General features: G+C 61.0%; 20 protein-coding genes. All 20 read left to right on the forward strand.

From position 1 onward, the window contains the following. The first annotated feature begins 19 nt into the window (after positions 1 to 19). Complete coding sequence (locus CSC67_RS08595; RefSeq protein ID WP_245220177.1) at positions 20 to 709, forward strand: ATP-binding protein; 690 nt, start codon at positions 20 to 22, stop codon at positions 707 to 709. Then, positions 706 to 939 (forward strand): hypothetical protein, encoded by a 234-nt coding sequence (locus tag CSC67_RS08600; protein ID WP_118994103.1) that lies wholly within the window; start codon positions 706 to 708, stop codon positions 937 to 939. The genes CSC67_RS08595 and CSC67_RS08600 overlap by 4 nt, the downstream gene beginning before the upstream one ends. Further along, positions 936 to 1,310: an endodeoxyribonuclease RusA gene (locus CSC67_RS08605; RefSeq protein WP_118994104.1), complete on the forward strand. Its 375-nt coding sequence runs from the start codon at positions 936 to 938 to the stop codon at positions 1,308 to 1,310. Before CSC67_RS08600 ends, CSC67_RS08605 begins: the two co-directional genes overlap by 4 nt. Then, on the forward strand, positions 1,307 to 1,657 hold the full coding sequence (locus CSC67_RS08610; RefSeq protein WP_118994105.1) for a hypothetical protein: 351 nt from the start codon (positions 1,307 to 1,309) through the stop codon (positions 1,655 to 1,657). Before CSC67_RS08605 ends, CSC67_RS08610 begins: the two co-directional genes overlap by 4 nt. After that, positions 1,657 to 2,013, forward strand: a complete 357-nt coding sequence (locus tag CSC67_RS08615; RefSeq protein WP_118994106.1) for a hypothetical protein — start codon at positions 1,657 to 1,659, stop codon at positions 2,011 to 2,013. Before CSC67_RS08610 ends, CSC67_RS08615 begins: the two co-directional genes overlap by 1 nt. Further along, the gene (locus CSC67_RS08620) at positions 2,010 to 2,312 is read left to right on the forward strand and encodes a hypothetical protein (protein WP_118994107.1); all 303 of its coding nucleotides are present in this window, start codon (positions 2,010 to 2,012) and stop codon (positions 2,310 to 2,312) included. Before CSC67_RS08615 ends, CSC67_RS08620 begins: the two co-directional genes overlap by 4 nt. Before the next feature lie 362 nt (positions 2,313 to 2,674). Then, positions 2,675 to 3,013 (forward strand): GrlR family regulatory protein, encoded by a 339-nt coding sequence (locus tag CSC67_RS08630; RefSeq protein WP_118994109.1) that lies wholly within the window; start codon positions 2,675 to 2,677, stop codon positions 3,011 to 3,013. 58 nt (positions 3,014 to 3,071) lie between these two features. Beyond that, entirely contained in the window at positions 3,072 to 3,620 is a 549-nt protein-coding gene (locus tag CSC67_RS08635) for a terminase small subunit (RefSeq protein WP_167752815.1), read from the forward strand. Between the two features lie 4 nt (positions 3,621 to 3,624). Beyond that, entirely contained in the window at positions 3,625 to 5,076 is a 1,452-nt protein-coding gene (terL, locus tag CSC67_RS08640) for a phage terminase large subunit (protein ID WP_118994111.1), read from the forward strand. Further along, the gene (locus tag CSC67_RS08645; protein ID WP_118994112.1) at positions 5,073 to 6,329 is read left to right on the forward strand and encodes a phage portal protein; all 1,257 of its coding nucleotides are present in this window, start codon (positions 5,073 to 5,075) and stop codon (positions 6,327 to 6,329) included. Before terL ends, CSC67_RS08645 begins: the two co-directional genes overlap by 4 nt. Then, on the forward strand, positions 6,289 to 7,155 hold the full coding sequence (locus CSC67_RS08650; protein ID WP_118994113.1) for a phage head morphogenesis protein: 867 nt from the start codon (positions 6,289 to 6,291) through the stop codon (positions 7,153 to 7,155). The genes CSC67_RS08645 and CSC67_RS08650 overlap by 41 nt, the downstream gene beginning before the upstream one ends. After that, positions 7,152 to 8,198, forward strand: a complete 1,047-nt coding sequence (locus tag CSC67_RS08655; RefSeq protein WP_118994114.1) for a DUF2213 domain-containing protein — start codon at positions 7,152 to 7,154, stop codon at positions 8,196 to 8,198. The genes CSC67_RS08650 and CSC67_RS08655 overlap by 4 nt, the downstream gene beginning before the upstream one ends. A 15-nt stretch (positions 8,199 to 8,213) precedes the next feature. Continuing rightward, entirely contained in the window at positions 8,214 to 8,669 is a 456-nt protein-coding gene (locus CSC67_RS08660; protein WP_118994115.1) for a structural cement protein Gp24, read from the forward strand. A gap of 29 nt (positions 8,670 to 8,698) precedes the next feature. Beyond that, positions 8,699 to 9,655, forward strand: coding sequence for a DUF2184 domain-containing protein (locus CSC67_RS08665; protein ID WP_118994116.1), 957 nt, complete (start codon positions 8,699 to 8,701; stop codon positions 9,653 to 9,655). 12 nt (positions 9,656 to 9,667) lie between these two features. Next, positions 9,668 to 9,982: a hypothetical protein gene (locus CSC67_RS08670; RefSeq protein WP_118994117.1), complete on the forward strand. Its 315-nt coding sequence runs from the start codon at positions 9,668 to 9,670 to the stop codon at positions 9,980 to 9,982. Positions 9,983 to 9,987: 5 nt separating this feature from the next. Next, positions 9,988 to 10,353: a DUF4054 domain-containing protein gene (locus tag CSC67_RS08675; protein WP_118994118.1), complete on the forward strand. Its 366-nt coding sequence runs from the start codon at positions 9,988 to 9,990 to the stop codon at positions 10,351 to 10,353. Position 10,354: 1 nt separating this feature from the next. Then, a complete protein-coding gene (locus CSC67_RS08680) occupies positions 10,355 to 10,798 on the forward strand; it encodes a hypothetical protein (protein WP_118994119.1) in 444 nt (147 codons plus the stop codon). After that, positions 10,795 to 11,151: a hypothetical protein gene (locus CSC67_RS08685; protein ID WP_118994120.1), complete on the forward strand. Its 357-nt coding sequence runs from the start codon at positions 10,795 to 10,797 to the stop codon at positions 11,149 to 11,151. The genes CSC67_RS08680 and CSC67_RS08685 overlap by 4 nt, the downstream gene beginning before the upstream one ends. Next, a complete protein-coding gene (locus CSC67_RS08690; RefSeq protein ID WP_118994121.1) occupies positions 11,138 to 11,644 on the forward strand; it encodes a phage neck terminator protein in 507 nt (168 codons plus the stop codon). The genes CSC67_RS08685 and CSC67_RS08690 overlap by 14 nt, the downstream gene beginning before the upstream one ends. Before the next feature lie 63 nt (positions 11,645 to 11,707). Further along, positions 11,708 to 13,063: a DUF3383 family protein gene (locus CSC67_RS08695; RefSeq protein ID WP_118994122.1), complete on the forward strand. Its 1,356-nt coding sequence runs from the start codon at positions 11,708 to 11,710 to the stop codon at positions 13,061 to 13,063. Positions 13,064 to 13,076 lie beyond the last annotated feature (13 nt).

Consider the following 13,076-nt stretch of genomic DNA (forward strand, 5'->3'; position numbering starts at 1 on the left):
CGAGGCGCATGGTGCCTACGTGGCCAAGAAATATCGCTACGGGTGGTCGGGCTGTATGGCTTGCCTAGATGAAGCGCAACGCCTCGAGAATGAGCAGCGGGCTCGCCAGCAGCAGGCCGACTGGGAGCGTGCCCGGCTGCAGAACCTGTTCAACCGAGCTGCCATCCCGCCACGGTTCGAGGACCGCAGCCTGGAGAACTACGCCACCGAGCTGGACGGTCAGGCCAAGGCCCTGCGGATAGCCAAGCAGTACGCGGACACATTCGACGAGAACGAGGGCGTTAGCCTGATCTTCTGCGGTGGCGTGGGTTCCGGGAAAACGCACCTGGCTATCGGAATCGCCAAGCAGATCATGCAAGGCTACAGATCGGCCCTGTTCATGTCGGTCATGGGCGCTGTGCGCAGCGTGAAGGAGACCTGGCGCGACAGCGACATCAGCGAGCGCAAGGCGCTGCAGAACCTGATCGAGCCGGACCTGCTCATTCTGGACGAGGTGGGCGTGCAGTTCGGCAGCGATACGGAAAAGCTGATCTTGTTCGAGATTATCAACGGCCGCTACGAGAATCGCCGGTCGACGATCCTAATCAGTAACCTGGCTATGGACAAGCTCACCGAATACCTGGGAGAGCGTGTCGTGGACCGATTACGCGAGGGCGGCGGCAAGCTGGTGGTGTTCGACTGGCCAAGCTACAGGAAGCGTGCAGCATGACCGTCCAATGTATGGACTGCCAACACTTCAGCCTGCGAGACGCTGGCAAGATGGCCCGCCAGGGCTACGGACACTGCGACCTGCAGAAAAGCAAGAGCTCGTTCGAGAGCGCGGACTTCGAGCGTCAGTGCCGCGAGCATCGCCACGTCGACAGACAGACCTCGATCAGCCGCCGCGGCTGGCTGGAAGGGGAGCGCCTGAAATTCGCAAGGGAGGTGATGGGCACATGACTCTCGACCGACTGACCATCATTCTGCCCTGGCCTGATCCGGCGCTGTTCCCGAACGCGAAGGGTGGCAAGCACTGGGCTTCATTTCAAGCGCAAAAGGTGCGCGCCCGCCAGGACGGCTACTTCGCTGCCAAGCAGGCCCTGGGCGCCAACACCATCGCGCTCACAGAGCGAACGCCGGTGAATGCCCTGTTCGTATTTCCGGACCGGCGCAACCGCGACATCGAAGGATGCATTGGGGCCATCAAACACCACATCGACGGCGTGGCGCAGGCTTTGGGCGTTGATGACAAGCTATTTCGACCTTGGACGCTCGACGACGCGCTAGACGCCCAGGGCAGGGGATTCGTAAAAGTGGAGATAGGCCAATGAACAGCTACGAACTCAAGAAAGCAGCCATCGAGAAACTGCACGCAACGACAGGCAAGAAGCTGTCGTCAACTGCGGTCATGCTCGATATCTGCCGAGCCATAGGCCGCCATCCGAAGGGCGGGCTGACCCCAGCGCAGATTCTGCGTGACTACCTGGGCATCAAGGACGAGCAGCCCGCGAACGCCGTGGTTGCGCCCTACAGGCCGCCGTTTCGCCCGATGCGCGCGCCGAGTCATCCACGCCTAGCCGACATCCAGCGGGCACAGCCGCCGATGATGACGCCGACAGGTACCGGGAACTGGAACCAGTACACGAGTTACATGATGGGAAATGGGAGGGCGCGCTAATGCGCGAGATCACCGCCGAAGACCTGCTCTGGAACTGGGCCCGCTGGTGCTGGTCGGGGGAGACGGTGGGGAATATGACGCCCTACGTCTCATGGGAGGACGACCACCGGCCGATAAACCACGAGCATGCCCAAATCGTGGACGAAATGCACCGCGGCTTGCCGCACCACGAAGGAATGGTCATCACCGCCGAGTATCCGCAGAAGAACGCAATGTTCGGGGAGCTGCACGCTCGGGCGCGCCAAGAATCTGCCCGGCGCTGGATAGGGCAGGTTACCGACGTCTGGCTAACCGAGCATGAGTACCTGCTGTATTTGGGCCTGTTTAAGAATCAAGTGGAGCGGAGGCTGCTTTGAAGTATGCGAAAGAGGTTATTGACTTGATGGCAGCCTACCCAGGGCGCAAGTTCAAGATGCGCCATATCGTCAATTACGTGGCGCCAGGGGCGTCGACGCGTCAAAAGGCGTCGATCAGGGAGGGGGTTCGGCGCGTGGTCCTGGCGCTGGAGGAGTCGGGCCAGATTTCCAGCACAAGAGAAGAGGTGCCGAATGGATCGGATGCTGAATACTGGTGGAAACCGCAACATCAAGAGCTTTCAACCCGCAATGGAAACCGCCATAATATCCCCCAGGACAATTGCGCCTATAGCTTTTGAAGCTCCGCCACGCGCGGGGCTTTTTGCCGTTTGTCTCCTCCGCTGCGTTCCCCCGCAGTAACTCGCGGCCCTGCTGTTTGACAACGGCAGGGCTGCTCTCTTTTTGGAAATCTCGTAATGGCTGGTGAGGAAATAAAGAAATTCGCCATTGCCCACGTAGGCCCAGAAGGTCGCGTAGCCTTGTGCGAGATATTCGGCGACGTGATCGAGGCTGAGAGCTGGAAGGAGGCACGCAAGCGCGTTCCGGCTGGAGGCCTTGCGGATCGGCCGGGCTATGGGGGCGAAGTGACTGAAGGCTGGAATGGATAACCGGTGACGGATGGGGCATACTGTAGCTTCTTATTACAATAGGAGCGAGCAGCATGGCACTATCAGGATTTTTTCGAATCGATTTTGGCGCAGCTCTGCCTGGTGCCCCAGGCGTAGTGGTGGTAGAGAATGGGATGGTGCGTGGAAGTGATGGAATATTCCTGTTTTCAGGAACATTCAGTGACGGAGACGGACGATGCCGAGCTGTCGTCAATGTGAAATCGATTAACGGATCGCCGCTGACGGTTTTCAATACGCATCAAAGCTCATTTCAACTGGGGCTAGAAGGACAGGCAGATGACAGTTCTTTCGTCCTCAAGGGCGGCGGCCCGGTACAAGGGCAGATTGGCATCACCATATCAGGCCGCAAGATTGCGGATTTGAATTTTTAACGACTGAGCACAACATCTTCTCACCGCCTTCGGGCGGTTTTTATTTGGGGCAAAGATAATGGCGCTGACAGCGAAACAGCGCCGCTTCGTGGAAGAGTACCTAGTGGACTTGAACGCCACGCAAGCGGCGATCAGGGCGGGGTACTCGAAAAAGACAGCCCGACAGATAGGCGAAGAGAACCTGTCAAAACCTGACATTGCTCAGGCGGTGCAGGCAGCTCAGGCAAAGCGGTCTGAGCGTACCGAAGTCGATGTCGACTACGTCGTCAAGCGCATGGTCGAGATCGATCAGATGGATGTCCTGGACATCATGACGGACGGCATGAGCCTGAAGCCGGTCAGTGAATGGCCGCGCGTATGGCGCCAGTACTTATCAGGATTTGATCTAGCCGAAATGTTCGAGGGCCGCGGCGAGGATCGCGACATGGTCGGTATCCTCAAAAAGATCAAGTGGCCCGACAAGATCAAGAATCTGGAGCTGCTGGGCCGGCACTTGGGCATGTTCAAGGTTGAGCACACGGGCGCAGGCGGCGGGCCTATCCAGCATGTGACGATGACTCCTGATCAATTCACCTCCCTAGCGCAGGAGATGCTCAACAAGGTGTGACGCCATGAGGTTCAACGAACTGACCGATCACGAGCGGTTCGTTGGGCGCACTCTGGCCAGAGAGGACCTGTACTACTTCTCCCGGTACATGTTTCTGGCGCGGCGAAACTTTGCGTGGCTGCGCTCGGATCACCACCAGGTCATTTGCGACGCACTGATGCGTGTGTATCGGGGCGAGTGCAAGCGGCTCATCATCAACGTGCCGCCGCGGTACTCGAAGACCGAGTTGGCCGTGGTCAATTTCATGGCCTGGGCGCTGGGCCGGCACCCCGATGCGGAGTTCATCCACACGAGCTACGCGGCCACGCTGGCCGTGCAGAACGCCGCCAATGCGCGAGAACTCGTCAAGCACGAGGAATACCAACAGATTTTCCCCGGCGTCGGGATTCGTGCCGACAGCAACGCCAAAGGCGACTGGCGCACGACAGCGGGCGGCGTGGTCTATGCGGCGGGCTCGGGCGGCACGATCACCGGCTTCGGCGCCGGCAAGGCCAGGCCTAGTTTCGGCGGCGCCATCATCATCGATGACCCGCACAAACCCGACGAAGCGACTTCGGAGGTCATCCGCCAGGGCGTCATCGACTGGTTCCAGAACACGCTGGAGTCGCGGCGCAACAGCCCGGACACGCCGATCATCGTCATCATGCAGCGATTGCATGAGGAGGACCTGGCCGGCTGGCTGCTGGCCGGCGGCAACGGGGAGACCTGGGAGCATGTGTGCCTTGAGGCACTGATCGACGAGGATCTGCCCACGGAGCGGGCGCTGTGGCCGGCCAAACACACCGTGGCCGACCTGAAGCGCCTCAAAAAGGCCAACAGCTACGTTTTCAGCGGTCAGTACCAGCAGCGGCCCACGCCGAAGGGCGGGGCGATCATCAAAGGGGAGTGGTTCCCGCGCTACCGTGTGGTGCCGCCCCTGCTGTGGCGCGCCGCCTACGTCGATACCGCCCAAAAGGCCAAAGAGCACAACGACTACACCGTGTTTCTGCATGCCGGCATGGGTCAGGACGGCCGCGTATACCTGCTGGACTGCGTGCGTGACAAGATGGACGCCGTCAAGCTCGAGCAGACTGCCCGCGATCTGTATGCCAAATGGAAGTTGGCCAAGTCATACCAGGGCAAGGCCTTCCGGTATTACGCCATCGAGGACAAGTCCAGCGGCACGGGTCTGATCCAGCAACTCAAGACGAAACACACTATCCCGGTCAAGGAGCTGCAGCGCCTGCGCGGACAGGACAAGTACAGCCGGGTAATGGACATTCAAGGGCACTTAGAAAGCGGATTTGTCTGCCTACCGGAGGAAGCACCCTGGGTGGCGGACTTCATTGCCGAGTGTGAGGCCTTTACCGCCACTGACAGCCATGCGCACGACGACCAGGTCGATGCGCTGGCTGACTGCGCTGCTGACATGCTCGGCGGCAACGACATAGAACGATTCCTGGCGCTATCACAATGACGACACTGAAACTGGACGGCTACGAAAGCGCCCTTATCGGACACCGGCGCCTACAGATGGGTGCCGGCGTGCTCAGCGCCAGCATGCTGTACGCGCAGGGAGGTCTGTACGGACGCGTCATCGACAAGCCCGCGGACAAGGCCGTGGCCCGGGGCGTCGAGATCGAGGGTGACGATGGTCGCCTGCAGGCAGAACTGGACCGCCTGAAGGTCATGCCTGCGCTGGCCGACGCGTTGCGCTGGTCGCGCCTGTCGGGCGGAGCGGGAATCGTCATCATCGCTGACGATGGCGCGGTGAACACGCCGCTCAACCCTGAATCTATCGGCGAAATCGCAGAACTGCGCGTTTTCGACATCGAGGACATCAGCGCCGACGAACGCCGCTACAGTGACCCGCGCCAAGCCAACTTCGGAATGCCCGAGTTCTACCGCGTGCACACGGGCAGCGCGACCTTTGTCGTGCACGAAAGCCGCCTGGTAGAGGTGGGTGGAGATCCGCTGCCGGCCAAGCTGAAGACGCGCGGAATCCCTTGGCAGGGCCGATCAGTCGCCGAAATGGCGTTTCCTGCGGTCATGCGTTTCCAAGAGGGCGTGCGCTTGGCCGTATCTATCCTGCAGCGGAAGCAGCAGGCCGTTTACGGCATGAAAGGCCTGGCCGACATGATCCAGAACGATCTGGAGCCCGTCGTACAGAAGCGCATCAACCTCGTCGACGCGGTGCGCGGCGTGCTCAACACGGTCGCAATCGATAGCGAGGATGAGTACGACATCAAGGACATGAACCTGTCCGGCGTCAAGGACGTGCTGCAGGAGCTGCAGGTGGCCTGCTCGGCTGATACGGGCATGCCGGTAACGATTTTGTTCGGCCGCTCACCTGGCGGCTTGAACGCCACCGGCGATGCAGACTTTGACGGCTACCACGAGATGATCGAGGGAGCCCAGCGCACGCGGCTCACGCCTGCTCTGGAGCGGATTGTGTCGCTCATCTATGCCCAGCGCTCGTTCTCGAATCCGCCCGAAGACTGGTCTATCAAGTGGCCAGCGCTCGAGTCCCCGACCGACAAGGAGTCGGCCGAGGTCAGGAAGACCAACGCCGAGGCCGAAGCGAGGGAAATGGAAGCTTTGGACAAAGCCGTAGGCCTCGGGCTCGTCAGCGAGGAGGAGGCGCGCGAGTACCTGACCGAGCTTGAGCGCTACGGATTGGAAAAGGACGATGGCCCAGACAACTCAGCGCAGTACGCGGCCGCCACGTAAGCCGCGCAAGTGGCTGCGGCCCGCGTCGATCGAACGTGAGTACGTGCGATATCTGCGAGACATCGCTAGGGACGTAAACGGCGCCATCGAGGCGAAGATTATCCCTGTGCTGAGCCAGCTACGACAGGACGATTGGCGTGACATCCCTGAAAGCACGGGCTGGTACGAGCGGCTGCGCTTGGCCGTGGCCGATGCCGCGGCCCTGGTTACGCTGCCGGCACTGGTCGAGACTGTTTCGCGGTTCGGCCGCCGGGTGGATGATTTCAACGCCGCCCAGTTCCATGCCATCCTGCGCGCTGCTTATCGGGTCGATATTTTTCAAGCTGAGCCCTGGCTGGCTGAAGTCCTGAGCCAGTTCGAGGCCGAGAACATCCGGCTTATCCGCTCCATACCCCAGCAGGCCCTGGACCGTCTGCATGGCAAGATCGTCCAGGCGGTGCGCAATGGGACGCCCACGGCTCTGCTGCGGGACACAGTGCGCGAGGAGTACGGAATCACCCTCAGACGCGCCGAACTCATCGCCCGAGACCAGATCGGCAAGTTGAACGGCCAGCTGACCGGCCAGCGGCAGCAGGGCATCGGCGTGACTTCCTACAGGTGGCGCGGCAGCCTGGACGAGCGCGAGCGCGATGAGCACGTCGCGCGCGAAGGGCGGGAGATCGCTTGGGATGACCCTCCCAATGACGGGCATCCGGGTGAACCCATCCAATGCCGATGCTGGGCCGAGCCGATATTGCCGCTGCTTGAGGACATCGAGGGCCTGGTCTACACCGACCCGATGCCGGCCAGGGGCTTTACCCGAACACGATTAGGAATACCGCCATGACTATGCGCTACGACCGCGTGCCCATCAAGGCAACGCGAAACGACGCTGGCTACATCGTCGATACGCCCGTTCTGACCAGGACGGGCGTTTTTGTTTACCGGGACCCCCAGGGCCAGGAGCGCCGCGAGTATCGGCCGCCCGAAGTGGTCTTTGCCGCGGATTCGCTTAACGCCTACAAGGGCATCCCCATCACCGACGGGCATCCCGGCAAGGTCACCAGCAAGAACGTCAAGCAGCACATCGTCGGTACGGTGATGTCCGAGGGGCGTCAGGATGGCGACGATCTTGCGGCCGACATTGTCATTCACGACCCATCGCCCGTGGAGGCCGGAAAGAAAGAGCTGTCCTGCGGGTACGAGGTGACCTTCGACGAAACGCCCGGCGTCTCGCCACAGGGCGAGCGCTACGACGCGATCCAGACCAGTATCAAGCCAAATCACTTGGCCCTCGTTTTACGTGGTCGGGCAGGCAATGCCCGGCTGAATCTCGACGCTGCCGACGAGGCGGCCAACCACCAAGAGGAACCATCCGCTATGGATAAGATCCGTCTCGACAGTGGCCTGTCCTACGAGGCAGCGCCCGAAGTCATTCAAGAAGTTAACCGGCTGCGTCAGGACTTGACCGCGGCCAACGCCGACAAGGACAAAGCCGAGGCTCGCGCAGATACCGCCGAAGCCAAAGTGACGGAGCTCGAAGGCCAAATTGAGCAGGTTCGCCAAGACGCCCACGATGGCGCAGTGGCGCGCCTGAAGCTTGAAGCCCAGGCTAAAGAATTGGGCGTCGAGTTCAAGGCCGACGCCAAGGACCGAGAAATTCAAGAAGCGATCATCAAGAAGGTGCGGGGTGACAGCTTCAAGATGGACGGCAAGAGCGACGACTACGTAGCTGCCGCATTCGATCTGGCCATTGCCGAGAAGCAGGTCCGCCAGGACACCGTTGCCGCCACGCGGCAGGCGATGAATCAGGACGGCGGCAACCAAACCGATCAACCCATGTCTGCAAGCTCGGCTCGCGCCAAGTACGTGGCCGGCATCCGCAAGTAATCCCAAGGAGTTCTCATGTACGACGATCAAATGGACATTGCCTTCGCGGGCATGAAGGCTGATTCGGGCGACGACCGCGTCGAATCCTTCCCGGTGGGTGCTGACACGCTGGCTTTCGGCGTCGTGACTGGCACCGACGCCAACGGCCTGCTGGTGGCGGGCCCCGGTACGAAAGTGCGCGGCATCACGGTGCACAGCCACGCGGTCAAGAACGCCACTTATGTGAAAACGGAATGTGCCTCGGTCATGACTCGCGGCTTGGTCTGGGCTGTCGTGACTGACGAGGGCGAGGTAACTGAGGACGGCCCAGTCTCTTACGCTGCCAACGGCACGGTAGCCGACGCGGGCGCCAACGTTCTGCCAAATGCGGTTTTCCGTAGTGGCCTTGTTTCGACGAGCTTCTACGGCGATATCGCGCTCGTCGAACTGCACAACCCGTTCTCCGAGACCGACACGGTCAGCGGCGGCTGATAAACCCGTAATTTCGCAAAGGAACACACATGGAACATATGCACTACGATGCGGCGGATGTGCCCGCCATCATGCAGTTTGCCGTCCAAAGTCAAGTCACGTTGCGCGAGGACGAAGGCATTTTCGCTGCCCGTCAGCTGGACTACGTCAAGGCCCGCACCTATGACCGCAAGCTGCCGGTCATGCGGGCGCTGGAACTCGTGCCGACGTCGTCGGACACCCCCGAATGGGCCGAAACCATCACCTATCGGTCCTTCGATATGGTGGGCATGGCCAAGATCATCGCCAACTACGCCGATGATCTGCCGCGCGCCGATGTCTCGGGCAAGGAAACCACGGTCCCCGTGCGCACCCTGGGCGACAGCTACGGCTACAACATCAACGAGCTACGCGCCTCGACCGCCTTGGGAGCTCGCCTCCCCGAGCGCAAAGCCACCGCGGCCCGCCGTGCTATCGAGGTTAAGCAGAACCAGATCGCCATGGTGGGCGACACCCAGTACGGTCTGTACGGCATCACCAATCACCCGAACATTGGTACCACCGCGGGCCTGACTGGTAACTGGGCCAACGCCGGCACCACCGCCGCACAGATCGTCGCCGACGTGGACATCTTGTATGCCGCCGTCACCACCCAGTCCAAGGACGTGCACACGCCTAATCGATTGGCGATCCCGTCGACCGCGCTGGCAGCGATGAAGCGCAAGTATGTAGCCGACACTGGCGGCAAGTCGGCGTACACCGTGGTGCGCGAGAACTATCCCGACCTGCAGATCATCGGCATGTCCGAGTTGCAGGACGTGAATGGCTCGTCGCTGTCCATTATCGGCGAGTTCAGCGAGGAGAACGCGAGCCTGGAGTTGGTCATGCCGTTCAACCAGTTGCCCGCGCAAGCCCGCAATCTGGAACTCGTCGTGCCGTGCCTGGCGCGCACCGGCGGCGTTTCCGTTCACTACCCGCTGGCCTTCACCAAGGCCGTGGGCATCTAAGGGAGAAGATACATGAAAGTGACCAATCCGAATCCCTGCCTCATCAACGTCGCTGTCGATGGTGACTACGTGCGTATCGGCCCGGGCCGGACGGCGGACGTGCCCAAGGAGGCGGTCGAGAGCCTGCTCAAGTCCGGTGCCCTGGTGCCTGCCGGCCGACAAGCCGCCTCAGAACCTGAATCTGAAGCGCAGAAATCGCCCTCCGAGATGCGCGCCGGCGAGCTCAAGGCCGAACTGGATAAGCTGGGTGTTGAGTACGCGGGAAATGCCAGCACGGAGGTCTTACGCGGCCTGTATGAGGCCAAACTGGCCGAACCCAAGGAGTAGTACCTATGTCGGCTACCGTCGAGGATCTCGATTTCCTGGCCCCGGCGGTGGCCGGCATGCCAGAATCGGACAAACTGAAGGCGCTGGAGATGGCCGAGGCCTACCGGCCGGCTTGCCTGCCGGAGGCCAAACAGGACAAAGCGCAACTGCTGTACGCGGCTTGGCTGCTGTATGGTCGCCTCCAGCAGCAGGAAAGCGGAGTCGTGCTTGCCGGTGTGAAAAGCTTGAAAGAGGGCGACTTGGCCGTGACCTATGGCACCACTGCGGAAACCAGCGATCCGCTGGACTTCTACGGGCGTTGGAAGGCCCTCAGCGATCTTTGCGGTTACGGCGCCATCACCGTCGGCCCATGGCGCCGCAGGTGCTGCTGATATGCCGGTCAAAGTCATAGACCACGGCCTTGATAAGATGGTGCGCCGGGCGGATGCCCTGCACGGGTCTGGTGTCAAAGCGGGGATCCTCGCTGGCAGCGGTTCGCAAGACGGCGTCGACATGGTGGACATCGCCGTGTACAACGAACTGGGCACGGCGAAGATCCCCGCCCGGCCGTTCATGGGTGACGCCGCGCAGAAGTATCGTCGAGATATTGGCACGGTAATGGACCATCTGGCGCGTAAGGTAGAAGATGGAGCGGACCCGGATGCCGCTCTGCAGACACTAGGCCAGTGGTATCAGGGCCGCCAGCAGGCGCATATCCGGTCTGGAGAGTTCAAGCCGAACGCGCCGGCCACCATCAAGAAGAAGGGCAGTAGCGTGCCGCTGGTCGATAAAGGCCGGCTGGTGAACTCGGTGCGTTACGAGGTGGTGAAGAGATGAGCTTTCGTAAGCCACAGACCATAATCACTCGTCAGCCCGGCGGCTATGTCAATGGCCGTTGGGTGGACGGCTCCGAGAACCCGCCCTCGACCATCCTGGCAAGCGTGCAGCCCGCGACCGCGAGCGACTACGATCAAATGCGGGCAGAACCAGGCGGGAGGCGGATTGAGCGCATGGTGCGCGTGTACACCAATGCCCGCATTGATGTGGCTGGCGAAGGCAGCGCCAACGGTGCAGTGCTCCTATGGGAAGGTGAGCGCTACTTATTCGTGGCTGTAAGCCCCTGGCGCTCCACCGCGCTGGCTCATTATCGGTACCTTGCGGCGTTGGAGGCCCCAGATGACGATGCATGACGACTTTTATACGCTGGTCGACGCGGCAACCAGTCACCAAGTTGTGTTTGCCAATGAGAACGGCAAGCGGCCGGAGCGGCCTTTTATCACCTTGCAGGTCAGTGTAGGGGCTCCGCAGCCCATCCACCGCGGCCCCGTCGATGATGACGGACTACAAAGAATCTCGGCCCATCGACCAGTGACTGTGCAGCTACAGTGCTATGGCGCGGGAAGTTGGGGCGTTCTGGACGAGTTGCAACTTAAGCTGTACACCGACAGCATGTCGGACCTGGCGGAGAGCCTGAATATAGCCTTGCAGCGCGAGCCGCGCTTGCAGGATGTGCCGGCACTGCTGGACGATACAAAGTACGAGTCTCGGGCCATCTTAGATCTCGAGGCGATGTACACCGCAGGCATCGACGACGACGTCGGCTACATCGAGACCGTCAACGGAACCATCGAAACAACGCCCGGCATAGCGCCGGAACTAGATTTCACAATGACACTGCCTTAGCGCAGATCTGCATTCACTATCAGCCGCCTTCATTTGGGCGGCTTTTCTTTTGGAGCCACAGAAATGGCGAAACTGGACCGCATAGTCAACGCGCAGATAGCTCTGCGCACCACGGCCATCACCGAATTGTCGTTCTCCGACATGCTCATTTTGGGCAGCCACGTGCTGTCGACCAACCGCGCCATGGTGATCACTGGCGCAGACGAGCTGCTGGACATGGGCTTGTCGTCCACTGATCCGCTGTATTTCGCCGCCCGCGACGCCTTTGCGCAGATCCCTGCGGTGCGCCAGGTCTATATCGGCCGCCGCCAGATTGACGAGGTCAATGTTACGGTGACTCGGGCCGCGCAGGCCGATTACACAGCCACCTTGGCTTGGCGCGACGGTACGGGTACCCAGCAGACCGCCACGGCGATATATTCTGGGCAGGCCGGAGACGACGCCGAAGGCATCGCCACCGCGCTGGCCTCGGCAATAAACGGCACAGCCGCGCCCGTTACGGCCACCGCGACTGGCGCTGTTGTGACCATCGAGAACGACGTGGCGGGCGCCGCTATGGGCGTGAACGTGGCAGGCAATCTGGAACTTGCCATTACATCCAGTACAGAGTCGATCACCGATGCGCTGGCGGCGGTTTCGAACGGGCCCTTCAACTGGTATGGCTTAGTGATCACCAGCCGTGATGCTGCCGACGTGAAAGCGGCGGCCGCCTGGGCCGAGACCAACGAAAAGCTGTTCGGTACTGCCTCGGCCGATCCTAACATCATCGACTCGGGGTCTTCGAACGATATCGCCAGCGACCTGATGGCAAACCAGTACTTCCGCACGTTCGGCTTCTATAGCGCAAATGCGGCGACCCAGTACCCCGAGGCGGCAATCATGTCGTCGATGTTCACCTACTATCCCGGGCAGGAAAGCTGGGCACTTAAGAAGTTGGCGGGCATTGTCTACGACGAGCTGACCGAGGGTCAAGCCATCACCGCTCACAGTAAGAACTTCTCCACGTTCGAGCTCTTCCGCAACTTCGCGGTCACTCAGGGCGGCAAGGTGGCAGCGGGCGAGTGGATCGATGTCATCCGACTGCGTGACCAGCTAGTTGAAAGCATCCGTGTTTCGGTGGTGTCGGCGATGATCAATGCCGATGGCAAGGTGCCGTACACCGACGACGGCATTCAGGCAATTGGCAATGCCATGCGCGCGCCGCTGGATCTAAATGTGCGCCGCGGCGGCATCGCGCCTGAAGAGCTGGACGAGAACGATCGCGTCATCCCGAGCTACACGATCTCGCTGCCGCGCTCCAGTCAGGTGCCGTTCAACGATAAGGCCAACCGCGTGCTGAACGACGCCAAGTTCACTGCGCGCCTTGCCGGCGCCATCCACGTGGTCAACATCAACGGCAGCTTGAGCTACGCCCTTTAATCAAAGGAAATCG

Origin of the sequence: Pusillimonas caeni, assembly GCF_003545815.1 — a bacterium.
GTDB lineage: Bacteria > Pseudomonadota > Gammaproteobacteria > Burkholderiales > Burkholderiaceae_B > Pusillimonas > Pusillimonas caeni.

Bases quoted from the DNA above. Each gene is read 5' to 3' on its own strand.
- CSC67_RS08605 (WP_118994104.1), top strand. From the start codon at position 936: ATGACTCTCGACCGACTGACCATCATTCTGCCCTGGCCTGATCCGGCG.
- CSC67_RS08660 (WP_118994115.1), top strand. From the start codon at position 8,214: ATGTACGACGATCAAATGGACATTGCCTTCGCGGGCATGAAGGCTGAT.
- CSC67_RS08690 (WP_118994121.1), top strand. From the start codon at position 11,138: ATGACGATGCATGACGACTTTTATACGCTGGTCGACGCGGCAACCAGT.
- CSC67_RS08680 (WP_118994119.1), top strand. From the start codon at position 10,355: ATGCCGGTCAAAGTCATAGACCACGGCCTTGATAAGATGGTGCGCCGG.
- CSC67_RS08670 (WP_118994117.1), top strand. From the start codon at position 9,668: ATGAAAGTGACCAATCCGAATCCCTGCCTCATCAACGTCGCTGTCGAT.
- CSC67_RS08665 (WP_118994116.1), top strand. From the start codon at position 8,699: ATGGAACATATGCACTACGATGCGGCGGATGTGCCCGCCATCATGCAG.
- CSC67_RS08610 (WP_118994105.1), top strand. From the start codon at position 1,307: ATGAACAGCTACGAACTCAAGAAAGCAGCCATCGAGAAACTGCACGCA.
- CSC67_RS08675 (WP_118994118.1), top strand. From the start codon at position 9,988: ATGTCGGCTACCGTCGAGGATCTCGATTTCCTGGCCCCGGCGGTGGCC.
- CSC67_RS08650 (WP_118994113.1), top strand. From the start codon at position 6,289: ATGGCCCAGACAACTCAGCGCAGTACGCGGCCGCCACGTAAGCCGCGC.
- CSC67_RS08695 (WP_118994122.1), top strand. From the start codon at position 11,708: ATGGCGAAACTGGACCGCATAGTCAACGCGCAGATAGCTCTGCGCACC.
- CSC67_RS08635 (WP_167752815.1), top strand. From the start codon at position 3,072: ATGGCGCTGACAGCGAAACAGCGCCGCTTCGTGGAAGAGTACCTAGTG.
- CSC67_RS08600 (WP_118994103.1), top strand. From the start codon at position 706: ATGACCGTCCAATGTATGGACTGCCAACACTTCAGCCTGCGAGACGCT.
- terL (WP_118994111.1), top strand. From the start codon at position 3,625: ATGAGGTTCAACGAACTGACCGATCACGAGCGGTTCGTTGGGCGCACT.
- CSC67_RS08630 (WP_118994109.1), top strand. From the start codon at position 2,675: ATGGCACTATCAGGATTTTTTCGAATCGATTTTGGCGCAGCTCTGCCT.
- CSC67_RS08655 (WP_118994114.1), top strand. From the start codon at position 7,152: ATGACTATGCGCTACGACCGCGTGCCCATCAAGGCAACGCGAAACGAC.
- CSC67_RS08615 (WP_118994106.1), top strand. From the start codon at position 1,657: ATGCGCGAGATCACCGCCGAAGACCTGCTCTGGAACTGGGCCCGCTGG.
- CSC67_RS08645 (WP_118994112.1), top strand. From the start codon at position 5,073: ATGACGACACTGAAACTGGACGGCTACGAAAGCGCCCTTATCGGACAC.
- CSC67_RS08685 (WP_118994120.1), top strand. From the start codon at position 10,795: ATGAGCTTTCGTAAGCCACAGACCATAATCACTCGTCAGCCCGGCGGC.